Origin of the sequence: Microbacterium sp. OR21 (assembly GCF_047306785.1) — a bacterium.
Classification (GTDB): domain Bacteria; phylum Actinomycetota; class Actinomycetes; order Actinomycetales; family Microbacteriaceae; genus Microbacterium; species Microbacterium esteraromaticum_E.
This window is the reverse complement of the sequence record NZ_JAZEXJ010000002.1, coordinates 599722-621131: the sequence shown is the minus strand read 5'-3', so window position 1 is coordinate 621131 and position 21410 is coordinate 599722. Positions and strand designations below refer to the sequence as shown.

22 protein-coding genes and 2 tRNA genes are annotated in these 21410 nt (G+C 69.8%); 19 read left to right on the top strand and 5 right to left on the bottom strand.

Annotation, left to right across the window (positions count from 1 at the left end; translation table 11 throughout):
- Position 1 precedes the first annotated feature (1 nt).
- The 8 genes from folE to V2S04_RS07490 are packed head-to-tail and all read left to right on the top strand — an operon-like array spanning position 2 to position 5709.
- Entirely contained in the window at positions 2-604 is a 603-nt protein-coding gene (gene folE / locus V2S04_RS07525; protein WP_413637887.1) for a GTP cyclohydrolase I, read from the top strand.
- Positions 601-1395 (top strand): dihydropteroate synthase, encoded by a 795-nt coding sequence (folP, locus tag V2S04_RS07520; RefSeq protein ID WP_413637886.1) that lies wholly within the window; start codon positions 601-603, stop codon positions 1393-1395. The genes folE and folP overlap by 4 nt, the downstream gene beginning before the upstream one ends.
- Complete coding sequence (folB, locus tag V2S04_RS07515; RefSeq protein ID WP_413637885.1) at positions 1396-1764, top strand: dihydroneopterin aldolase; 369 nt, start codon at positions 1396-1398, stop codon at positions 1762-1764.
- Complete coding sequence (gene folK / locus V2S04_RS07510) at positions 1764-2303, top strand: 2-amino-4-hydroxy-6-hydroxymethyldihydropteridine diphosphokinase (RefSeq protein ID WP_413637884.1); 540 nt, start codon at positions 1764-1766, stop codon at positions 2301-2303. The genes folB and folK overlap by 1 nt, the downstream gene beginning before the upstream one ends.
- The gene (locus V2S04_RS07505) at positions 2300-2764 is read left to right on the top strand and encodes a DUF3180 domain-containing protein (RefSeq protein ID WP_413637882.1); all 465 of its coding nucleotides are present in this window, start codon (positions 2300-2302) and stop codon (positions 2762-2764) included. The genes folK and V2S04_RS07505 overlap by 4 nt, the downstream gene beginning before the upstream one ends.
- On the top strand, positions 2733-3332 hold the full coding sequence (locus tag V2S04_RS07500; RefSeq protein ID WP_413637881.1) for a PH domain-containing protein: 600 nt from the start codon (positions 2733-2735) through the stop codon (positions 3330-3332). The genes V2S04_RS07505 and V2S04_RS07500 overlap by 32 nt, the downstream gene beginning before the upstream one ends.
- On the top strand, positions 3329-5011 hold the full coding sequence (locus tag V2S04_RS07495) for a PH domain-containing protein (protein WP_413637880.1): 1683 nt from the start codon (positions 3329-3331) through the stop codon (positions 5009-5011). The genes V2S04_RS07500 and V2S04_RS07495 overlap by 4 nt, the downstream gene beginning before the upstream one ends.
- Positions 5008-5709, top strand: coding sequence for a DUF2520 domain-containing protein (locus V2S04_RS07490; RefSeq protein ID WP_413637878.1), 702 nt, complete (start codon positions 5008-5010; stop codon positions 5707-5709). Before V2S04_RS07495 ends, V2S04_RS07490 begins: the two co-directional genes overlap by 4 nt.
- A 46-nt stretch (positions 5710-5755) precedes the next feature.
- Here V2S04_RS07490 and V2S04_RS07485 read toward each other — a convergent pair whose 3' ends face one another.
- Complete coding sequence (locus V2S04_RS07485; protein ID WP_413637876.1) at positions 5756-7573, bottom strand: DUF2207 domain-containing protein; 1818 nt, start codon at positions 7571-7573, stop codon at positions 5756-5758.
- Between the two features lie 88 nt (positions 7574-7661).
- On the opposite strand from V2S04_RS07485, the gene lysS reads away from it, so the two are divergent.
- Both lysS and V2S04_RS07475 read left to right on the top strand, forming a co-directional pair.
- Positions 7662-9185: a lysine--tRNA ligase gene (gene lysS, locus V2S04_RS07480; RefSeq protein WP_413637874.1), complete on the top strand. Its 1524-nt coding sequence runs from the start codon at positions 7662-7664 to the stop codon at positions 9183-9185.
- Between the two features lie 13 nt (positions 9186-9198).
- Positions 9199-10386 carry a MarP family serine protease gene (locus tag V2S04_RS07475; RefSeq protein ID WP_413637873.1) on the top strand — a complete coding sequence of 396 codons (1188 nt, stop codon included), beginning with the start codon at positions 9199-9201 and terminating at the stop codon, positions 10384-10386.
- Between the two features lie 41 nt (positions 10387-10427).
- On the opposite strand, the gene V2S04_RS07470 is transcribed toward V2S04_RS07475, so the two are convergent.
- Positions 10428-11540 (bottom strand): DUF4192 domain-containing protein, encoded by a 1113-nt coding sequence (locus V2S04_RS07470; RefSeq protein ID WP_413637871.1) that lies wholly within the window; start codon positions 11538-11540, stop codon positions 10428-10430.
- Between the two features lie 164 nt (positions 11541-11704).
- Between V2S04_RS07470 and V2S04_RS07465 the strand changes: the two genes are divergently transcribed.
- The 3 genes from V2S04_RS07465 to V2S04_RS07455 all read left to right on the top strand — a co-directional run bounded on the left by V2S04_RS07465 (position 11705) and on the right by V2S04_RS07455 (position 14210).
- The gene (locus V2S04_RS07465) at positions 11705-11878 is read left to right on the top strand and encodes a hypothetical protein (protein ID WP_413637870.1); all 174 of its coding nucleotides are present in this window, start codon (positions 11705-11707) and stop codon (positions 11876-11878) included.
- Positions 11879-11920: 42 nt separating this feature from the next.
- Positions 11921-13384, top strand: a complete 1464-nt coding sequence (cls, locus tag V2S04_RS07460; protein ID WP_413637868.1) for a cardiolipin synthase — start codon at positions 11921-11923, stop codon at positions 13382-13384.
- Positions 13385-13496: 112 nt separating this feature from the next.
- A complete protein-coding gene (locus V2S04_RS07455; protein ID WP_413637867.1) occupies positions 13497-14210 on the top strand; it encodes a hypothetical protein in 714 nt (237 codons plus the stop codon).
- A 6-nt stretch (positions 14211-14216) separates the two neighbouring features.
- On the opposite strand, the gene V2S04_RS07450 is transcribed toward V2S04_RS07455, so the two are convergent.
- Positions 14217-15215, bottom strand: a complete 999-nt coding sequence (locus V2S04_RS07450; RefSeq protein WP_413637865.1) for a diacylglycerol/lipid kinase family protein — start codon at positions 15213-15215, stop codon at positions 14217-14219.
- Between the two features lie 75 nt (positions 15216-15290).
- On the opposite strand from V2S04_RS07450, the gene serS reads away from it, so the two are divergent.
- From serS to V2S04_RS07425, 5 genes are all read left to right on the top strand, one after another.
- A complete protein-coding gene (serS, locus tag V2S04_RS07445; protein WP_413637864.1) occupies positions 15291-16613 on the top strand; it encodes a serine--tRNA ligase in 1323 nt (440 codons plus the stop codon).
- Entirely contained in the window at positions 16610-17404 is a 795-nt protein-coding gene (locus V2S04_RS07440) for an HAD family hydrolase (protein ID WP_413637863.1), read from the top strand. Before serS ends, V2S04_RS07440 begins: the two co-directional genes overlap by 4 nt.
- A gap of 110 nt (positions 17405-17514) precedes the next feature.
- Positions 17515-17599, top strand: a tRNA-Ser gene (locus V2S04_RS07435).
- A 22-nt stretch (positions 17600-17621) separates the two neighbouring features.
- Positions 17622-18881 carry an LCP family protein gene (locus V2S04_RS07430; protein WP_413637862.1) on the top strand — a complete coding sequence of 420 codons (1260 nt, stop codon included), beginning with the start codon at positions 17622-17624 and terminating at the stop codon, positions 18879-18881.
- 62 nt (positions 18882-18943) lie between these two features.
- Positions 18944-19035: transfer RNA gene (locus tag V2S04_RS07425), tRNA-Ser, on the top strand.
- 11 nt (positions 19036-19046) lie between these two features.
- Here the strand turns inward: V2S04_RS07425 and V2S04_RS07420 are convergent.
- Entirely contained in the window at positions 19047-19544 is a 498-nt protein-coding gene (locus tag V2S04_RS07420) for a hypothetical protein (RefSeq protein ID WP_413637861.1), read from the bottom strand.
- A gap of 290 nt (positions 19545-19834) precedes the next feature.
- Positions 19835-20482, bottom strand: a complete 648-nt coding sequence (locus V2S04_RS07415) for a M23 family metallopeptidase (RefSeq protein WP_413637860.1) — start codon at positions 20480-20482, stop codon at positions 19835-19837.
- Positions 20483-20932: 450 nt separating this feature from the next.
- Between V2S04_RS07415 and V2S04_RS07410 the strand changes: the two genes are divergently transcribed.
- The gene (locus V2S04_RS07410) at positions 20933-21388 is read left to right on the top strand and encodes a hypothetical protein (protein WP_413637858.1); all 456 of its coding nucleotides are present in this window, start codon (positions 20933-20935) and stop codon (positions 21386-21388) included.
- Positions 21389-21410: the final 22 nt, after the last annotated feature.

The window sequence follows — 21410 nt, the reverse complement described above, 5'->3', positions numbered from 1 at the left end:
CGTGAGCGTCGACAGGTCGCGCGTCGAGCGGCTCACCCGCGAGCTGCTCGAGGCGATCGGCGAGGACCCGGATCGCCCGGGTCTCACGCAGACCCCGAGCAGGATGGCCGAGCTGTACGCGGAGTTCTTCGCCGGCGTCGGCGAGGATCCCGCCGTCCACCTCGCGCGCACGATCAGCGTCTCCCGGGGCCCGGCACCCGACACACTGCCCTCGGGCGCGGTGCTGCTGCGCGACATCCGCTTCCGCTCGGTCTGCGAGCACCACCTGCTGCCGTTCGCCGGCGTCGCGCACATCGCCTACCTGCCCGGCGAGCAGGTGGTCGGCCTCGGGGCGCTGGTCAAGGTCGTCGAGACGCTCGCCACCCGTCCGCAGGTACAGGAGCGGCTCGGCGAGCAGATCGCGGATGCCATCGCCGAGAACCTCGACACCAGGGGAGTGCTCGTCGTGCTCGACGCATCCCACGGCTGCGTGACCATGCGCGGCGGCCGTCAGCCGCTCTCGACGACGGTGACCATCGCCGCCCGCGGGGCGTTCACCGAACCCACGGCGCGCGCCGAGCTCATCGCCCTGATCGGCAGCCCGAGCTCGGGGGGTCACGGATGACGGGCATCTGGGGCATCCTGAACATCACCCCCGACTCGTTCAGCGACGGGGGCCGGTACCTCGACCTCGACATCGCCGTCGCCCGCGCGCGCACCATGCGTGCGCAGGGAGCGACGATGATCGACGTGGGCGGCGAGTCCACGCGCCCCGGAGCCGACCGCATCGGCGCCGCCGAGGAGCAGCGTCGAGTGCTGCCCGTCATCGAGGCGCTGACCGCCGAGGGCATCCCCACCTCGATCGACACACTCAACGCCGACACCGCCGCCGCCGCCGTACGCGCCGGGACCCGCATCGTCAACGACGTCTCGGGCGGTCTCGCCGACGAGCACATGCTCGCGACGGTCGCCGACCTGGACGCCGACATCGCGATCGGGCACTGGCGCGGGCCGTCGGCCGACATGTACGCCCGCGCCCAGTACACGCGCATCGCCCGCGAGGTGGCATCCGAGCTGCGTGACCGCGTCACCGCCGCCGCGGTGGCCGGCATCGCGCCGTCACGCGTCATCCTCGACCCGGGCATCGGCTTCGCCAAATCGGGGCCGCAGAACTGGGAGGTGCTGCGCGGGCTCGACGAGATCGTCGCGCTGGGGCACCGGGTGCTGATCGGCACCTCGCGCAAGCGATTCCTCGCCGACACGCTCGACGGCGACGCGGACCAGCCGCGTCGCGACCTCGCCACCGCCGTCACCAGCGCGCTCTCGGCGCGAGCCGGAGCGTGGGCGGTGCGGGTACACGACGTGGCCGCCACCCGCGACGCGCTGGCCGTGACCACCGCATGGGACGGAGCCTGAATGGACATGGTCGATGAGATCACCCTCACCGGGCTGACCGTGTTCGGGTACCACGGCGTCTTCGACTTCGAACGTCGGCAGGGCCAGGAGTTCACGATCGACCTCACCCTGCAGCTGCCGCTCGCCGCAGCCGCGGCATCGGACGACGTCGCCGACACGGTGCACTACGGGGAACTCGCCGACCGGGTCGCCGCGATCGTCGCCGGCGAACCGGTCAACCTCATCGAGACGCTCGCGCAGCGCATCGCCGATGCGGCCCTCGACGTCGAGCGCGTCGCGGCGGTCACGGTCACCGTGCACAAGCCGCACGCGCCGATCGAGCAGACCTTCGCCGACGTCTCGGTCACCGTCCGCCGCGGGAGGGCGTGATGGACCGTCGTCTCACGCACCTCTCCGATCTGCCCGACCCTCGGCCGGGCCGGGAGCCGCAGGTCGCGGTGATCGCTCTGGGATCGAACGAGGGCGATCGCGGCGAGATGCTGCACGCGGCGGCGGAGCGCCTGCGCCGCCTGCCGCTCGTCGACGAGCTGGTCATGTCGGAGCCGATCGAGACCGTCGCGGTGAAACCCGACGGCCCCGATCCCGACGCGCCCCCGTACCTCAACGCCGTCGCGCTGCTGACCACGCGACTGGCTCCGCAGGTGCTGCTCGGCATGCTGCACGCGATCGAGGAGGAGCAGGGGCGGGTGCGCCTCGAGCGGTGGGGCGACCGCACCCTCGACCTCGACCTCATCGCCTACGGCGACTTCACCAGCGACGCCGAGCATCTGCAGGTGCCGCACCCGCGAGCCGCGGAGCGGCTGTTCGTGCTCGAGCCGTGGCTGAGCCTCGACGCCGACGCCGTGCTGCCCGGGTCGGGCCGCGTCGACGAACTGGTGCACCGGCTTCGCTCATCGGGAACGCGATGAAGCGCACGTCCGCCGGTCTGCTTGTCGTGCTGGCACTGCTGGCCACCGGCGCCGGCTTCGCCTTCGACCACCTCCTCACGGTCACCGGGCGAGCGACCTTCACCCCGTCCGGCTTCCTGCCCGTGCTGCTCGTGCTCGTCGCGGTGGCCGTGCTGGCACTGGCCTGGCCGGTTCGCCGCAGCACCCGTGGCGGGCGCCGCATCGACCCGTTCCGGGCGCTGCGCGCCGCGACCCTCGCCCGGGCGTCGGGTCTGCTCGGCGCGATCATGGCCGGGTTCGGGGCGGGCCTGCTGCTCTTCCTGGCCACCCGGCCGGTGCCCGCGCCGGTAGGGTCGGTGGTGGCGATGATCGCCCTCATCATCGGCGCGGCGCTGCTGGTCGGTGTGGCGCTCATCGCGGAACAGTTCTGCACACTGCCGAAGGATCCTGATGAGCGACAGCCAGACGAACCCGCCCCGTGAGCCGAACCCGTTCACTCCGCCCGCAGCCCCCTCCGCCCCGGTCGTGCTCGACGAGGGCACGTACTCGGGCATCCGCGCACCGCGCAGCAGCGCCGCGCTGGCGCTCGACGGCACCTGGCACCAGATCTCCCCGCGCTACGTCGTCTCGCAGTTCGTGCAGAACACGATCATCACCGTGCTCGTCGCCGTCGCGGCCGTCATCGCGGCGACGGTGCTCGACCAGCAATGGGTCTGGATCCCCGCCGGAGCGTTCATCGCGATAGACGTGATCACCATGATCATCCTCCCGCGCCAGGCGCGCGCTCTCGGATACATGCTGCGCGCCGACGACGTGGTCTTCCGCCGTGGCATCCTGTGGCAGCGGATGGTCGCCGTGCCGTACGGCCGCATGCAGCTGGTCGACATCACGCAGGGGCCGCTCGATCGCATCTTCGGCCTCTCGCAGCTGAAGATGGTCACCGCGGCCGCGGCCACCGGGGTGCAGATCCCCGGGCTCACGCAGGAAGCTGCAGAGGCGCTGCGCGACACGCTCATCCAGGTCGCCGAGACCCGACGGACCGGGCTGTGAGCACGCCCGAGCACGCGCCCGACGCCGCCGCACCCGTCGCGCCGGGGACCCTGCCGGACGGCGGCTCGTCGTCGCTCGCCGACGGCGACTGGCACCGCATGCATCCGCTCACGCCGCTGTTCAAGGGCGGTCTCGCCCTGCTGGTGGTGGCGGGCATCGTCATCACGAACATGCGCGACAAGTTCATTGCGTGGGCGGTGAGACTCTTCGCCCCCGATGAGGCCGGCTACATGGGGCAGAGCGGCGATCCCGTCGACTGGGTGCTCGAGAACGACCTCGTGCTGCTGGCGCTGCTCGCCGTGCTCGGGCTCGTCGTGCTGCTCGTCGCCATCTTCTGGTTCCTGTGGCGGTTCCAGCAGTTCCGCATCACCGGCGATCATGTCGAGGTGCGCAAGGGTCTGCTGTTCCGCTCGCACCGCCGCGCGCCGCTCGACCGCGTGCAGGGCGTGAACCTCACCCGCCCGTTCCCGGCCCGCCTGATCGGGCTGGCCAAGCTCGAGGTCGTCGGTGCCGGCAACGATGCGAACGTGCCGCTCGAGTACCTCTCGACGACCAAGGCGGAGGCGGTGCGCGCCGACATCCTGCGGCTGGCCGCCGGCGCACGCAGCGCCCGCATGACGGCAGCCGGAGCCGCGCCCTCCCAGACCGCCCGTGAGCAGATCCTCGGGTCGGTGAACGCCGGGGTGTCGGGCCTGATCGAGGGCGTCGACCTCGCCGACGTCGCCCCCGAGAGCGTCGTGAAGATCCCCGCCGGTCGGTTGATCGGGTCGCAGCTGATCTCGGCGGTGCTGTGGATCCTGTTCTTCGGCGCGATCTACCTGATCTCGATCGTCGCCATGTACCTCGGCATGACGGCCGACGGCGAGGACTCCGCCGAGATCACGATCGGCCTGATCGGACTCAGCCTCGGCATGGGCATCCCGCTGGTCATCGCCGTGGTCGGCATCACCTGGGCGCAGATCTCGAAGTCGCTGCGCTACTCGATCGCATCGACCGCGGACGGCGTGCGCATCACGTTCGGGCTGCTCACGACCGTGACCGAGACGCTCCCGCCGGGCCGCATCTTCGCCGTCGAGGTGTCGCAGTCGCTGCTCTGGCGCCCGTTCGGCTGGTGGACGGTGAAGATCAACCGGATGACCGGCAAGAGCGCCGCGCAGCAGTCGTCCGGCAACGCGCAGCAGTTCAACATCGTGCTGCCCGTCGGACGTCGCGCCGACGTGGAGCGGGTGCTCGGGCTGGTGCTTCCCGGCATCGCGCCGCAGGAGATCGCCGCCATGTGGGAGAACGGTGTGACCGGACCGGTCGCAGACGATCCGTACCGCACCATCCCGCGGCGCGCAGCCTGGCGCCGCCCGCTCTCGTGGAAACGGCACGGATACCGGCTGACCGCGCACGCCGTGCTGGTGCGCCGAGGGTACCTGTGGCGCCGGCTGGCCGTCTTCCCGCTCGCGCGTCTGCAGAGCGTGTCGATCTCGCAGAGCCCGCTCGAACGGCTGCAGCGCGTCGCGCGCGGGCAGATCCACTCGGTCGCAGGCCCTGTGACGGGCAACCTGTCCGGCCTCGAGCGAGACGACGCGATCGCGCTGCTCGACGGGGTCAGCCGCGCGGCGGCCGTCGCCGCGTCGGCCGACCGCACGCACCGCTGGGCCGAGCACGCCGCCGAGGCGGCCCAGCCGTGACTCGTGACGGACGCCTGGGCATCGGCATCATCGGCGCAGGCCGGGTGGGACCTGTGATCGGCGCCGCGCTGGCCGGTGCGGGCCATGCGATCACGGGCATCACGTCCGGATCGGACGACGAGCGCGCGGCCGCCGTGCTGCCCGGGGTGCCCGTGCTGGAGCCACTCGAGGTGATCCGGCGCAGCGAGCTGGTGATCGTAGCCGTGCCGCATGCCGAGCTGCCAGGGCTGGTCAGCGGCATCGCCGAGCTCGACGGCTGGCAGATGGGGCAGCTGGTTCTGCACACCGATCCCGCATACGGCACCGAGGTGCTGCGCCCGGCCGCCGAGCGCGGAGCGATCCCCCTCGCGGTGCACCCCGCCATCTCGTTCACCGGCACCACCATCGACCTGAGGCAGCTGCAGGCCGCGTTCGCCGCCGTGACCGCGCCGGCCGCCGTGCTGCCGATCGCCCAGGCGCTGGCGGTGGAGATGGGGTGCGAGCCCGTCGTGATCGTCGAGCAGGATCGCGCCGCCTACGCCGAGGCGATCGCCACGGCGTCGGAGTTCTCCCGATCGATCGTGCGGCAGGCCACCGGGCTGCTGCGCGGCATCGGGATCGACAACCCGGGCGGCTACCTCTCGGCACTGGTCGGGTCGACGGTCGAGCAGGCGCTGCGCGCGGCATCCGATCCGCCCATCCCGCCCGTCGAGCGCTGATCTCGCGCAGGCGGCGCAGCCGGCTGGGCTGCGCAGCCGCGCCGCCTCAGCGACCGCCCGAGAACCCGCCGCCTCCGCCGCCGCCCGAGAAGCCGCCGCCGGTCGATCCGCCGCTCGACGAGCTCGAGGCCGTGTAGGCGGCCGCGGTGCTCATCGACGTCGAGTAGCTCGACACACGCGAAGCGAGGGAGACGCCGACGTAGGTGCTCACCCAGTCGGGGCCGGTGCCCGTGTCGGCGTACCGAGTCTCGAGCACCTCGGCCCACGACTTCTCCTCGCCGAAGAGCATGGCGTAGGGCAGCAGCTTCTCGTACAGGTGCACGACGTCGACCGAGCCGTCGCTGCGCCGCTCGGCGCCTGTGACCGACTGCAGCATCCGCAGCCGATCGGCCTCCGCGACCCGGATGAACTCCCGCACACCCAGCAGGTACTCGGCACGTTCGGCACCCGCCGGGGTGAGCACGGTGTGCCTGCTGAACGCCACGATGGCCGAGACGCCCGCACCGACGCCGGCGAGTGCGAACGCCACGACCGACAGCGGCAGCAGATCGCGATCCTTCGTCGCCGTCCAGATCAGCAGCGCGAGCGTCACCCCGAGCAGGGCGAGCGCCGCCCACCCGAAGGCCTTCGCCGCGCGGCTGCGCTCAGAGGTCGTCCAGCCGCGGCTCTTCACCTCGGCGGCGCCCTTCGCCACCAGCCGCCGCATGCGCTTGGCGAACTTCTCGCTGGTGCGCGGGATGCGTCGCACGGTCGTCTCGCCGGGGAACAGCGCGCCGAGCATCGCCGCATCGAGCGGATGCCCGGACCGCGACCTGTCGAGCAGGCGCGGAGCCGGTCGCTCGCTGCTCTGCTCCTCCTCCAGGCGCAGCGCGCCCCGCACAGCCAGGTGCACCATCTGCGCGGGCACAGGGTCGGGGGCACCCTGGATCAGCGGCGCCGCCACGAGTGGAGGCAGGTCGGCGGGCACGTCGAACTGCGCGACGACGATGCCGGTCGCGGTGCGGCGTCGGCGCTTCATCCGCGCCACCGCGATCCAGGCGCCCGCAGCGGTGACGAGGGTCAGAACGCCGGCGACCGTGGGTGCGAAGTCGGCCACAGGGTCGGCCCGGCGGGCATCGGGCTGGGTCACCGTGCCGCCGGCGAATCCGATCGCCACGGTCACACCGTCGCCCGCGGCCCGCTCGCCGGAGCGCACTCGGAAGCTCGAGTGATCGTCGGACTGCTCGATGTCGCAGGCTCGCCGCTCGCCCTGACGGCCCGCATAGCACGCGGTGTCGCCGGTGAACGCGGCCGCGAGATCGGGTGCGAAGCGGATCTCCGCGTCGAAGCGCCCGATGTCCTGCGTGCTGTTCAGCGGCAGCAGATTCCAGTAGAACTCGTCATTGCCGGATTCGATGCCGTGCACCATGAAGTCGCGCATGGTCGACCGGATCACGTACGTCATCGAACCATGCACGTACTCGTCGGTGCCGGTGAGAACGAGCACCATGTCATCCTCGTTCTCGATCTCGAAGGGCACGTCGCGGCCCTTCTCATCGGTCACGGACACGATGTCGATGTCGAGACCGGCTCCCAGATACCGCTGCGGGTAGCCCCGGATGATGCCCTTGTTCTGATCGTGCTGCGGGAACTCGGCGACCAGCGTCTCGGTCACCTGCGCGACAGCCCTGCCCTCGGCGTCGAGTGCGATGTCGTACTGGGCCGACCAGGACGAGTACGAGAAGTCGTCGACGTCGGCCGCAGCGGGGGCGGCCGATGACAGCGCCGTCAGCACGCCGACGGCGATCGCGAGAGCGACGAGAGCTCTCGTCGCGACGAGCGCTCGCATCGCGTCGAGCAGGGCGGCGGAGGGCTGAGCACGCATGTCGAGAGGCTACCCGAGAGCCACGGGCAGCCTGGGGGCGGTGGGCCGCGCCGGTAGACTTGCAGGGACTTTCCAAGGAGCCCCACCCATGACTGACGCGCCCGCGCCGACCACTGCATCCGCCGAGCTCGAAGACGACGTCTTCGAGCAGAAGGCGGTTCGCCTCGCGAAGCGCGAGCGGCTGATCGCGAAGCGGACGGATGCCGGTGGCGGTGCGTTCCCGGTCGCGGTGCCCGTCACCCACAGCATCCCGGCGCTGCGCGCCGAGTACGGCGAGCTGGAGCCCGACACCGCGACCGGCGTGGTCGCGGGTGTCGCCGGCCGAGTGGTGTTCAGCCGCAACACCGGCAAGCTCTGCTTCGCGACGCTGCAGGCCGGTGACGGCTCGCGCATCCAGGCGATGGTGTCGCTCGCGAACGTCGGTGAGGAGTCGCTGGCCGACTGGAAGGCGCTCGTCGACCTCGGCGACCACGTGTTCGTGCGGGGTGAGGTGATCTCCAGCCGCCGCGGCGAGCTGTCGATCATGGCGGATGCCTGGCAGATCGCGTCGAAGGCCATCCTGCCCCTGCCGAACGCCTACTCCGAGCTGAGCGAGGAGGGCCGCGTGCGCAGCCGCTTCCTCGATCTCATCGTGCGCGACCAGGCCCGCACCACGGTGCGCGCCCGCGCAGCCGTGAACGCCAGCCTGCGGGCGACGTTCACATCGCACGAGTTCCTCGAAGTCGAGACCCCGATGCTGCAGGTGCAGCACGGTGGCGCCTCGGCACGGCCGTTCATCACCCACTCGAACGCCTTCGACACCGAGCTCTACCTGCGCATCGCGCCGGAGCTGTACCTCAAGCGCGCCGTGGTGGGCGGCATCGAGCGGGTCTTCGAGATCAACCGCAACTTCCGCAACGAGGGCGCCGACTCGACGCACAGCCCCGAGTTCGCCATGCTCGAGGCGTACCAGGCGTACAGCGACTACAACGGCATCGCCGACCTTACGCAGGAGCTCATCCAGAACGCCGCGGTGGCCGTCGCCGGCTCCACGACCGTCACCTGGGCCGACGGCACCGAGTACGACCTCGGCGGCGACTGGGACCGGATCTCGATGTACGGCTCGCTGTCGGCTGCGGCCGGGCGCGAGTTCACGCCGCAGGACGACGTGGCCGAGCTGATCGCCTTCGCCGAGGCGAACGGCGTCGACATCCCGCCGCATCCGACGCACGGCAAGCTGATCGAAGAGCTGTGGGAGCACTTCGTCAAGGTCGACCTCGTGCGTCCGACCTTCGTGATGGACTTCCCCGTCGACACGTCGCCGCTGGTGCGCGAGCACCGGTCGATCGCCGGCGTCGTCGAGAAGTGGGACCTCTACGTGCGCGGCTTCGAACTGGCCACGGGGTACTCCGAGCTGGTCGACCCGGTCATCCAGCGCGAGCGCTTCGTCGAGCAGGCGAAGCTCGCGGCGCGTGGCGACGACGAGGCGATGCCCGTCGACGAGGAGTTCCTGCGCGCACTCGAGCACGGCATGCCGCCGTCCGGCGGCATGGGCATGGGCATCGACCGCCTGCTGATGGCGATCACCGGCCTCGGCATCCGCGAGACCATCCTCTTCCCGCTCGTCAAGTGATCGGAAGCCGGCCATGACGCCGAACCTCGTCGACCTGCTCATCGTCGTCCTGCTGGTCGCGTCGCTCATGACGGGGCTCGGCGCGGGCCTGTTCGCCGTGCTCGGCTCGCTGTGCGGACTCGTGCTCGGCGCACTGATCGCGCCGTGGGTGCTGCCGCTCGTCGCCCGCGCCGTGCCCGACAGCGACTGGCGGGCTCTGCTGCTGGTCGTGACCGCGATCGCACTGCTCGCGATCGGCGTGTCCGTCGGTTCGGCGATCGGCCGGCTGGTGCGCAAGGGTGCGGATCGCCTGAAGCTGCGCGTGGTCGAGCGGCTGCTGGGCGGTGCGGCCGCCGTGGTGGCCGCGGCGCTGGCGATCACGATGGTCGGGTCGTCCATCGCGTCAGCGGGCGTACCGGGACTGTCGGCCGCCGTGGCCTCGTCGAGCGTGCTGCGCTCGATCGAGAAGTACATCCCGGCACCGGTCGCCGAGGCTGCTGCCCGGCTGAACGCGATGGCGTTCGGTGAGACGGGTCTGCGCAGCCTGGAAGGTCTGCTGCAGCCGGGCGACCTCGCCGCCGCGCCGGACGCCGCCCCGATCGAGCTGTCCACCCCCGAGCTCGAGCGTGCCGCCGGCTCGGTGGTGCGGATCTCGGGCTCGGCCGACGGATGCGGTGTCATCGCCAGCGGCACCGGATTCGTGATCGCCGACGACCGCATCCTGACGAACGCGCACGTCGTCGCCGGGGTGGGTGCGCCGATCGTGGAGGTGCCCGGTGAGCCCGCGCGCGACGCCACCGTGGTGTACTTCGATCCGGTCGACGACATCGCGGTGCTCGCCGCCGACGTCATGGCCCGGCCGCTCGCCCTGTCAGACGACCTCGGCCCCGGCGACGGCGCGGCGGTGATGGGCTATCCGTTCGGCGGACCGTTCCGCGCGGTGCCGGCGGGCGTGATCTCCGCCGCGCCGGCGTCTGTGGCGGACATCTACGGCGACAGCACGGCGCTGCGCGACGTGTACGCGCTGCGCGCACAGGTCGAGCCGGGGAACTCCGGCGGCCCTCTGCTCACCGACCGCGGTCAGGTCGCCGGCATGGTCTTCGCGAAGGACGCTGCCACGCCCGATGTGGGCTACGCGATGACGAACGCTGAGCTGCAGCCGGTGATCGCGCAGGCCGTCGACGCCTCGGGTCGCGTGTCGGTCGGCGCCTGCATCCGCTGACGACGCTCTCCGAGCCGCGGACGCCCTCGCGGGCCGCGGTGTCATCGGGCGCGCAACGCCCACTCGGGCAGCATCGCCGCGGCGAGGATGCTCGAGATCAGTGAGGCCATGCTGTGCCCGGGGTCGATGCGCAGGGCCGCGTCGGCGTAGACCCCGGCGTGCGAGGAGCGGCCCATCGCCCACGACAGCCAGGCTGCCGCGGTGAGGGCGCCGACCTTCGCGTGACGCGGCGCTCGGGCCGCGGCGAAGCGCACGACCTGCAGGGCGCATCCCAGGCGATCCACGTCGGGGCGAGGTCCGCGGCCCATGAAGACCTCGCTGATGGCATCCGGAACAGCCGTGTGCGCACTCGAGAACGCCAGCTGCGCATCGAACGCGTGATAGCCGAAGTCGAGGTCGGTGGCCCACTGCACGAGGATCGCGTCCCGAAGCGGCGGTCTGCTCAGGCACCACAGCAGAGCGGCGCAGACGTACGGGTCGTCGTCGGCCGGGACGTCGAGCAGGTGCTCGACGAAGTGCGGCAGGTCGTCGAGCATGACCTCCGCGGCCATCAGGGCGATGGGATCGTCGGTGCCGCGAGCGCCTCCTTGCATCCGGTGCTCGATGGCCTCGCCGAGATCGCGCAGGGCGCGGCCGACGCTCTCGCGCTCGACGAGGTCGCTCGGCGGCAGTTCGGCGCCGGCGAGCTGATCGCCGCTGACGTCCCCGATGCCCGGGATAGGCGGAGCCTGCCGGATGCCCTCGAGCGCGTGCATCGCCGGCTCGTCGTCGAGGTAGTCGCCCCATCCGTCTGCGGTCACGCACAGCGCCTCCACGACCCGCAGCCCGGCGTGGACGCACACGTCGACGACCGCCACGGCGAGGGAGAGATGCGGCAGCAGCACGCCGTCGGGCACCTGCGTCGCGGCTTCGTCGGTGTAGATCACGATGGCCACCGCGTCGGCGTCGGGCACCTGCAGCAGAGCGCGCAGCGCCACATCGGCGAAGTCGTCGGGTTCGACGTCGGAGGGCGGCAGGTCGATGCGCATCGCCCCCTGCGTCCGGGATCCGTGGAACGGCAGCATGACGATGCTGTGGCGAGGAGTGAAGCCGGCGAGGGCCGGGACGAGGCCGAGGAACTCGGCGGGGTCTGTGGCTTTGATGATCGTGGTCATGCAGGGGAGTGTGCTCGACCGGGCCGACCACCCGATCGGCGGATGCGCCGGTCTCCACGGCCTCGGTGGAGAGCTCGCGCTGCTGGGACGAAGGTGACGGGAATATGCGTCCGCATGCGAATCGCGTCGGCCCGGCTCACAGGCACGGGCGGTACGATGAGGTCGTGGAGAACTTCTGGGTCGCGGCGGCATGGTCACTTCTGCCGACCATCGCGGTGAGCGTCGTCTTCGTCATCGTGCTCCGCGGCATCCTGCGCTTCGATCGCACCGAGCGCAAGGTCCACGCCCAGATCGAGGCCGAAGAGCGCGCCGCTCGCGGCCTGCCGCCCCGCGCCTGACGCACCCGCTACGCTGAACCGAGGTCACCGAGGGGAGGCGCCGTGCTCGACGTCAACACCTGGCCGTGGTGGGCCGTGGTCGGGTACCTCATCATCGACCTCAGCGTCCGGGCGTTCGCCGTCATCGTCGTGCCGCGCAACCGCCGTCCCACATCGGCCATGGCATGGCTGCTGGCCATCTTCTTCATCCCCGTCCTCGGCATCCTTCTCTTCCTCCTGATCGGCAACCCCAAGCTGCCGCGCCTGCGACGGCGCAAGCAGGAGCAGATCAACCACTACATCGCCGACACGGCCAAGAACCTGCGGCTCGGTTCGCTGCGGCCCGACCCGCCGGAGTGGTTCCCCCCGCTCGTCGCCATGAATCAGGCGATGGGCGCCCTGCCGCTGTCGGGCGACAACGGAGCCCACCTGATCAGCGACTACCAGACGTCGCTCGACGCGATGGCCGACGCCATCCGCGGTGCGCAGGACTACGTGCACGTGGAGTTCTACATCCTCCAGGCGGACGACTCGACCGACAACTTCTTCCGTGCGATGGAGGAGGCCGCCGCTCGCGGGATCCCGGTGCGGGTGCTGCTCGACTACTGGGCGAACCGCTGGAAGCCGAAGTACCGCGAGACCGTCCGGCGCCTCGAGGCGATGGGCGCCGACTGGCATGTCATGCTGCCGGTGCAGCCGCTGCGCGGGCGGATCCAGCGCCCTGATCTGCGCAACCACCGCAAGCTCCTCGTGATCGACGGCACGGTGGGCTTCCTCGGCTCGCAGAACATCACCGACTCCTCCTACAACCTGCCCAAGAACATCCGTCAGGGACTGCACTGGGTCGACCTCATGGTGCGCGTCGACGGGCCCGTCGTCGCGAGCCTGAACGCCGTGTTCCTCAGCGACTACTACGCCGAGACCGACACGGTGCCCGAGGGCATCGACATCACCCGGATCGAGACGGGGGCGGGCGACCTCGACTGCCAGATCGTGCCCTCGGGCCCGGGGTTCGAGGTCGAGAACAACCTGCGGCTGTTCCTCGGGCTGCTGTACGCCGCGCAGGAACGGATCATGATCGTGAGCCCGTACTTCGTTCCTGACGAGGCCCTGCTCGCGGCGGTGACCTCGGCGGTCGACCGGGGCGTGCAGGTCGAGCTGTTCGTGTCGGAGCAGGGTGACCAGGCGATGGTCTACCACGCACAGCGCAGCTACTACGAGGCGCTGCTGCGCGCCGGCATCCGGATCTGGATGTACCCCAAGCCGTACATCCTGCACACCAAGAGCCTCACGGTCGACGACCAGGTCGCCGTGATCGGGTCGAGCAACATGGACATGCGCTCGTTCGGTCTGAACATGGAGGTGTCGATGCTCGTGCGCGGAGAGGAGTTCGTCGACGAGATGCGCGTCGTCGAAGACGAGTACCGCTCCCTCAGCCGCGAGCTCACGCTCGACGAGTGGATGCAGCAGCCGCTGCGCTCCACCGTGCTCGACAACCTCGCGCGGCTGACCTCCGCGCTGCAGTAGCTCTCTCGCGAAACCGCCGGTTGCTCGTCCATGCGGATTGCAGCGGAGTGAGCGACAGCGTCGGCGTGAGCCCGCTTTGGGACGGCGATCGCCGACGTGACACCATCAGGGTATGACTCTCCTGCGCACCGTCCCCTCCGCGCTGGCGCTCGGCGCCGTCGCGGTGTTCGCCGCCGGCTGCGCGGCGACTCCCGGAGCTGCTGCCCCGACGAGCTCGGGCGCTCCGAGCGACACGGCGACCCCTCCGTACGCCGACGCGGTGAACGAGGTCGAGGTGGCGTGGCTCGACGGAGGCCGCGCGTTCGCCGTGCTCACCTGGGGATCGTCATCGTGCGCGCCGGTGCTCGGCGATGTGGCCTCCTCGGATCGCGGCGTGCGGGTGACCCTCGCCGCCAGTGCCGAGAAAGCCTGCACCGATGACCTCGTCCCGCGTGCGCTGATGGTGCCGGTGCCCGACGGCGTCGACGTCACCCGCGGCGTCGAGGTCGAGGTCGTGCACGGAGAGCGCACCGAGAGCGCCGACCTCGACGCGCTCGCCGAGGCACCGCAGGGACAGACCGAGTACACGCCCTCGGCCGGCTGGTTCGACGACGAGGGCATCGTGCTGCTGACCTGGGGGTCGAGCTCCTGCCCTCCCATCGTGAACGACGTCCAGTCGACCGATGCCGGAGCCGCCGTCACCTTCCAGGATGTCGACGGCGTCTGCACGATGGACCTGGCACCGCGAGTGACGCCGATCCTCCTTCCGCAGGAGGCTGCGGACGGGGCGTTCGAGCTGACCCTGGCCGGCGGCGGGCTCGACGGCACGGTCGCCGTGCACAGCTGAGGCGGATCAGAAGCGCGACGTGTCGTGTCCGCGGGGCAATGCGATCGTGAGACCGCCGCGCTGCACACGGCACACCATCCGCACCGCGAGGCCGAGCTCGTCGCCGTCGAGCTCGATCGACGTCGGACCGATCATCGCCGCCTCCGCCATGGCTCCGCGCAGATAGCGGATCGAGGCGTCCCTGCCGCGGCGTTCCAGCACGAGACGCCCGGCGCGGGTGCGCCGCAGCACGGAGTTGTCCCACCACACCTTGCGCCAGATGCCCAGCCAGCCCAGAGGCCCCGCCGCCTGGATCAGCGCGATGTCCATCGCCCCGTCGTCGAGCGAGGCATCCGGCAGCAGCGCGATGCCCGCGGGCAGCGCGCCGCAGTTGGCGAACAGCATGCTGTGCACCTTCGTCGAGTGCAGTCTGCCCTCGTCGACCTGGTAGACGACACGGAACGGCTTGGCGCCGGGAAGAGAGCGCGCGGCGCCGTCGAGGTAGGCGACCCACCCGACCGAGCGCTTCAGGTCGGGCCTCGTGTTGGCGATCATGTCGGCGTCCAGACCCATCCCGGCGAGCACGACGAAGCCGTGCTCGGTGACGCTGCCGTCCGGACGGCTGAGCCGGGCCCAGCCCATGTCGACCGGATGGGTGAAGCCGGTGAAGACGCCCTCCATCACCCTCTCGACGTCGAGCAGGGGCAGACCGAGATTGCGTGCGAAGAGGTTGCCGGTGCCGCCAGGGAGCACGGCGAACGGCACGCCGGTGCCCGCCATGCTCTCGGCGACCGCGCGGATCGTGCCGTCTCCGCCCGCGGCGAGCACCGCCGCGGCTCCCTCGGCGAGGGCGGTGCGGGTGATCTCCTGACCCGGATCCTCGATGCTCGTCTCGTAGAACCGCGGTGCCGCCCAGCCGTGCGCGCGGGAGAGGGCTCGAAGCGCCGAACGCAGCCGCGCGGCATCCACCTTCACCGGGTTGAGGATGAGAGCCGCGTGCGCGCGCTCGATCCCGGATGCCGACATGACGCCACTCTACGACCGCAGTCCCTCGCCCTGCCGCCGCCGGAGCGGTCCGGGCGCCGTCGGTAGACTTGGCCCATGATCGATCTCGCCCTCCTCCGCGACGAGCCCGAGCTCGTCCGACGCTCACAGATCGCGCGCGGGAACGCGCCGGAAACCGTCGACGCGGCGATCGAGGCCGACCGGTCGCGTCGCGATGCGCTGAACGCCTTCGAGACGCTGCGCGCCGAGCAGAACGCCTTCGGCAAGACCGTGGCGAAGGCCCCGAAGGACGAGAAGGCCGCGCTGGTCGCGCAGGCCAAGGATCTGGCAGATCGGGTCAAGGCCGCCCAGCAGGCGGCGAACGAGGCGGCGGATGCTGCGGCATCCGCCCTCGAGCGCATCGAGAACGTCATCATCGACGGCGTCCCCGCCGGTGGCGAGGAGGACTTCGTCGAGCTGCGCCGCGTGGGCGACGTGCCCACCTACGACTTCGAGCCCCGCGACCACCTCGAGCTCGGCGAGATGCTGGGCGCCATCGACATGGAGCGCGGCGTGAAGGTGTCGGGCTCGCGCTTCTACTTCCTGAAGGGCATCGGTGCGCGTCTCGAGATCGCGCTGATGAACCTCGCGCTCGACAAGGCGCTCGCCAACGGCTTCACCCCGATGATCGTGCCCACCCTGGTGCGCCCCGAGATCATGCAGGGCACCGGGTTCCTCGGCGAGCACGCCGACGAGGTCTACCACCTCGACAAGGAGGACCTGTTCCTGGTGGGCACCAGCGAGGTGCCCCTCGCCGGCTATCACAAGGACGAGATCCTCGACCTCACGCACGGCGCGCACCGCTACGCCGGCTGGTCGACCTGCTACCGCAGCGAGGCCGGCTCGTACGGCAAGGACACCCGCGGCATCATCCGCGTGCACCAGTTCAACAAGCTCGAGATGTTCGTGTACACGACGCCCGAGGACGCCGAGGCCGAGCACGACCGCCTCGTCGCGCTGCAGGAGGAGATGCTCACCGCTCTCGGCCTCGCCTATCGGGTGATCGATGTCGCGGCGGGCGACCTGGGCTCGAGCGCGGCCCGCAAGTTCGACATCGAGGCGTGGGTGCCCACGCAGGGCGCGTTCCGCGAGCTCACCTCGACGTCGAACTGCACGACCTATCAGGCGCGCCGGCTCGACATCCGGTACCGCCCCGAGTCGGATGACGCCGCGGCGGCGAAGACCCGCAGCGTGGCCACGCTGAACGGCACGCTGGCCACCACCCGCTGGATCGTCGCCATCCTCGAGACGCACCAGCAGGCCGACGGCTCGGTCACGGTGCCCGAGGTGCTGCGGCCCTACCTGGGTGGCATCGACGTGCTGCGGCCGATCGGCTGGGTGGCGGAATCGGCCGAGACCGCCGCGCAGGGCACGGAGTGAGCTCGCGCGGCCTGGTCGGGCTCGACATCGACGGCACGATCCTGCTGCAAGATGAGACGCTGAGCCCCGGTGTGGTCGAGGCCGTCGGCGCCGTGCGCGACGCCGGGTACGAGGTCATGCTCGCCACGGGGCGCAGCTGGGGCGCGACGCAGCGCTTCATCGACGCCCTCGAGCTCACCGCCGAGTTCGCGGTGTGCTCGAACGGCGCCGTCGTGATGCGCCGTGTCCGCGACACGTGGGAGCGGTGGCGCGTCGAGGTCTTCGATCCGGCCCCGGTGCTCGCCCTGCTGCGTGAGAGCCTGCCCGAAGCGCGCTACATGGTCGAACTCGCGTCGGGGGAGCGGCTGTACACCGACGTGCTCGACGACTGGTCGCTCGACGCCGGGCGCGAGGTCGAGTTCGACGAGCTGATGCAGCAACCCGTCTCGCGGGTGGTCGTGGTGTCGCCGCAGCACGACGAGGCGGACTTCCAGCGCATCGTCGCCGAGGTCGGGCTGAACGAGGTGTCGTACGCCGTCGGCTGGACGGCCTGGCTCGACATCGCTCCGAAGGGCGTCGACAAGGGCACCGCGCTGGAGCGCGTGCGCTCCCAGCTTCAGACGCCACGCGACAGGGTGCTCGTGGCGGGCGACGGCCGTAACGACCTGGGCATGTTCGCCTGGGCGCTCGAGGGCGGTGGGCGTGCGGTGGCCATGGGGCAGGCCGTCGACGAGGTGCGCGACGCCGCCGGCGAGCTGACCGGCGTCGTCGAGGACGGCGGTCTGGCATCCGCCCTCCGCACCCTGCTCTGATCGTCTTCCCCAGAAGATCCCCAGGCGTGCGCGCGAGAATGAGTCGTCCGATGGGCTCCGCCCGAAGCCGATAGACTCGACGCCTGACCGTCCGGTGCGAACCGGCGTCGGGAGGGTTGTCCGAGCGGCCGATGGACCTGGTCTTGAAAACCAGTGGGCAGCAATGTCCCGTGGGTTCGAATCCCACACCCTCCGCTTCCTGTCGAAAGGCCCCCGAGTGAGCACGTCCGTCAAACGACGCCAGCCCGTGGCGCGCCATGGTCAGCTCCGCTCGCCGAGCGCGGTCGGGCAGCTGCTCAAGCTGCTCGGCGTCGCGCTCGCCGTCGTTCTGATCAGCGGCATCGGCGTCGCCGGATACGTCGTGGGCGGATTCACCTCGACCGTCAACGCGAACGCAGTCGAGCTCGAGGGCACGAAGGAGCTGCCGCCCGACATCGGCGCGTACCCGGGCGGATTCGACATCCTGCTCACCGGGGTGGATACGTGCGAGGAGAAGTACAAGCACCTGTTCGGCGAGCGATGCACCGGCCGGGATGCCGGCGGAACCCTCAACGACGTCAACCTGCTCGTGCACGTGTCGGCAGAGCCGCGTCGGGTCACCGCCGTGAGCTTCCCCCGAGACCTGATGCTGCCCATTCCCGAGTGCACCGACATCGACGGCAACACGAAGCCGGCGATGCGCAAGCAGGCCCTGAACGTCGCCTACGAGCACGGCGGTGAGAAGGGCGGCCTCAACTGCGTGGCCAAGACCATCTCGCAGCTCACCGGCGAGGACATCGAGTTCGCCGCGAAGGTCACCTTCGGCGGCGTGATCGAGATCACGGATGCCATCGGCGGCGTCGAGGTGTGCCTGGCGAACCCCATCAAGGACCGGTACACCGGCCTCGACATGAAGGCCGGCACGCACACTATCCAGGGCGTGCAGGCGCTGCAGTTCCTGCGCACGCGTCACGGCGTGGGCGACGGGTCGGACCTCGGGCGCATCGGCAACCAGCAGCAGTACATGTCGAGCCTCGCCCGCAAGATGATCAGCGGCGAGGTGCTCGGCAACGTGCCGGTCATGCTCAAGCTGGCCGACACGGGCCTGAACAACCTCGAGGCGTCGAAGACGCTGGCCGATCCGATGAAGATCGTGCAGATCGCCCTCGCGGTCAAGAGCGTGCCGTTCGAGGACATCGTGTTCGTGCAGTACCCCACCGCGGAAGACCCGTACGACGCGAACAAGGTCGTCCCCGACGAGAGCGCCGCGACCGTGCTGTGGGACGCCATCAAGGCGAACAAGCAGCTGCAGATCACGCACCAGAACACCGCGAACGAGGGCGTCGTCGTGCAGGAGCCCGAGACGCCGGCCGCGCCTGCGCCGACGGCATCCGGGACCCCCGCGCCGACCCCCGACGACGTCGTGGCGCTGCCCGACTCCATCAAGGGCAACTCCGCCGCCGTGCAGACCTGCTCGAACGGCAACGTCCGGGGCTGATTCGTGACTGCCCCGGAGAACGGGTATGCTTGCAAGGCGCATCCGGTCGAAGTCGGATGCCTGGAGACGTCGCATAGTCAGGCCTAGTGCACCACCCTGCTAAGGTGGAGTCCTCGCAAGGGGACCGAGGGTTCAAATCCCTCCGTCTCCGCCAAAAGCTCCTGATCAGAAGCCTATTTCTCGGCTCGCCTGATTCGAAGGCGTCTGAATCTGATCAGGCTTCTGGGCTCTAGTGTCCGTGGAGTGTCCGGGCTTTTTCTGAGTCGCCTCGGCGGCGGCGAGCCTATTGATGAAGTCGCGGCGTTGTCCCTCGCCGAGAATGTGCGCGTAGATCTTCAGAACTGTGCGCGGATCATCGCCGAGGTACTCGGCTACCTCGTGGACAGGAGTGCCAAGACGGAGCCAGGTTGACGCGGCGTAGTGTCGGAGTGCGTGGCGACGAAAGCCGATGGGGAACTTGCGCACGACGCCGACCCGGAGTTGCCCGCCACGGCGATTGGTGAACAGATAGTCATCGGCGCGCTTACCGGCTGCGTGTTCCTCGAAGATCTCGAGAGCCCTCGGTGACAGAGGCACGAGCCGCGTGCCGCGCCACGACTTTGGATCCTTCTCCGCATAGTTGTCTGAATGCGAGCGGATCACCGAGAGCTGCGGCAGAGGCAAGGAGATCGGCGAGATCTAAGCACTTCACGCGTTCGAGGCGCACCCTTCATTCTTCCTCGTCGCCGGCCAGAAGCCACGTGGCGTGATGCCAATTTCTGCGGTTTCCGGCCCCTCCATTACGACGATGCAGCACGCGTCGCTCCGAATCGTCGAGTTCACTGGGTCCCAAGGTTCCGCACCGCCTGGGGAGATGTCTGCCGGTTCGTGGACGGCGGGCAGCTACCTGATAGGCGGGCAGTGGTCGGTGATCACTCCGTCGGGACCTACAGCGTACAGCGACTGAGGTGGCTTCAATCCACGTTCTTGCTCAACCAGGGCCGGGGGTCGATGGGGCGGCCGTTGATGTGAACTTCGAAGTGCAGACAGGATCCGAAGATGTAGCCGGTGGAGCCGACGTCGCCGAGGTACTGACCGGAAGTAACGCAGTCGCCGACTTTCACCGCGCGGGTTCCGTTGTTCAGATGTGAGTAGAGGGTGCTGACCGTCTTTCCGTCGAGCAGGCTTTCGACCCGGATGCTCACGCCGTAGCCGCTGTTTCTCTCGGTTGAGAGCGACACGCAGCCTGCGACAGCCGCATAGATGGGCGTACCGACTGATGCCGCGAGGTCTTGGCCCATGTGCGAGCGACCCGGCCGCGAGGCGCCGAACCCGTCGCTGAGGGAGTAGGTGTCGGAGGCCAACGGCATGAGAACCTGTTGAGCTGTTGGCAGGTTCACAGCTGTCGAGAGGGGAAGGCCGGATGCGACGGCGGCTGTGAGCGCCTGCGCGCGTGACGCGGCGATCTCCTCCTCCGTGGTTGCGGAATAGTCCCCGCGGAAGAGTACCTCCGCCCGGACGTCTTCTTCCGCCGTGTAGGACTGACCATCAACGGTCACCGTGGCCTGAACCGGCTGCGGTTCCGCGTCGGATGCTCCTGGAAGGGCGGCGCCGGTGATCATTACGCTGACGGCGAGGGCGGCTCCGAGCGTCTTCGCACGACCCCACGGGCTCCGGTCGCGTGGACGGTGGGGCGGTATCGCAGACGTTACCGGAACGTGGGATTCAGGTATGTGCGGCGGGATGACGGAGGTTTGTGAGGGCGCGGTGGCATCGTGCGACGGCGGCTCGCCTTGGCGACGGAGATCGCGACGAAGAAGGGGGCGATTAAGGGAGCCAGAGTCCGTCGACGCGTTCTCGGTTTCGCGTTCGGGTAGCACTGAAATGATGGTGGTCCTTCCGGTGGAGCAGAATGCTCATTTCGATCGCAGACCCGATCGTTACCGATCTGTAACGGTAGATAGTCTGAATTGCTCAGGTCAAATCGAGATGCATCTTCACAGCATCTGCTTAAAGACCGGGCTCCATCTCCATAGAGGAGGCTCAAAGGTCCGCGCTCTACCCTTGTAGAGATGATCTCCTCGGCTCGGACGCAGCGCTTAGAAATACTGAGCCAGCGGTTGTTGATAACGAGGATCATTACAGCGCTTGTGCTGGCTCTGCTTCTGATACTGAGTGCCGCCGGTGCATCGCACTCCGAGAGCGAAGGCACTTGGACCTCACCCCTGCTGGTGAACGCACTCGTCGATCCCCACGTCACCGTGGGGGAGGGCGGCAGCACCATCGACGAGCACCTGGCGGGCTCCGCTGATGACGAGTCAACGGGGATCCTTGTCGGGGCGGCTCTGTGCGCCCTCGGTGTGTTGTGCGGACTCGTCCTCGTGATCTTCGCCCGGATGCTTTCGCGGCGGCGGGGAGTCGTATATCTCGCCCCTCGCTGGGCGGCCCTCTCGCTCGTCCCGGTCCGCCTCATCGCTGCTCCGACTGGAGCACTGTCGCTGACACAGCTGGGTCTTTCCCGAACCTGACCTTCGGCATGCCGTCTCGTGC

Excerpts from the sequence above, each read along its gene's own strand:
- V2S04_RS07415 (WP_413637860.1), bottom strand. The coding sequence starts at position 20,482 with ATGATCACCGGCGCCGCCCTTCCAGGAGCATCCGACGCGGAACCGCAG.
- V2S04_RS07455 (WP_413637867.1), top strand. The coding sequence starts at position 13,497 with ATGACTCTCCTGCGCACCGTCCCCTCCGCGCTGGCGCTCGGCGCCGTC.
- folK (WP_413637884.1), top strand. The coding sequence starts at position 1,764 with ATGGACCGTCGTCTCACGCACCTCTCCGATCTGCCCGACCCTCGGCCG.
- V2S04_RS07475 (WP_413637873.1), top strand. The coding sequence starts at position 9,199 with ATGACGCCGAACCTCGTCGACCTGCTCATCGTCGTCCTGCTGGTCGCG.
- V2S04_RS07470 (WP_413637871.1), bottom strand. The coding sequence starts at position 11,540 with ATGACCACGATCATCAAAGCCACAGACCCCGCCGAGTTCCTCGGCCTC.
- V2S04_RS07410 (WP_413637858.1), top strand. The coding sequence starts at position 20,933 with ATGATCTCCTCGGCTCGGACGCAGCGCTTAGAAATACTGAGCCAGCGG.
- folP (WP_413637886.1), top strand. The coding sequence starts at position 601 with ATGACGGGCATCTGGGGCATCCTGAACATCACCCCCGACTCGTTCAGC.
- V2S04_RS07500 (WP_413637881.1), top strand. The coding sequence starts at position 2,733 with ATGAGCGACAGCCAGACGAACCCGCCCCGTGAGCCGAACCCGTTCACT.
- folB (WP_413637885.1), top strand. The coding sequence starts at position 1,396 with ATGGACATGGTCGATGAGATCACCCTCACCGGGCTGACCGTGTTCGGG.
- V2S04_RS07450 (WP_413637865.1), bottom strand. The coding sequence starts at position 15,215 with ATGTCGGCATCCGGGATCGAGCGCGCGCACGCGGCTCTCATCCTCAAC.
- lysS (WP_413637874.1), top strand. The coding sequence starts at position 7,662 with ATGACTGACGCGCCCGCGCCGACCACTGCATCCGCCGAGCTCGAAGAC.
- V2S04_RS07485 (WP_413637876.1), bottom strand. The coding sequence starts at position 7,573 with ATGCGTGCTCAGCCCTCCGCCGCCCTGCTCGACGCGATGCGAGCGCTC.
- serS (WP_413637864.1), top strand. The coding sequence starts at position 15,291 with ATGATCGATCTCGCCCTCCTCCGCGACGAGCCCGAGCTCGTCCGACGC.
- V2S04_RS07505 (WP_413637882.1), top strand. The coding sequence starts at position 2,300 with ATGAAGCGCACGTCCGCCGGTCTGCTTGTCGTGCTGGCACTGCTGGCC.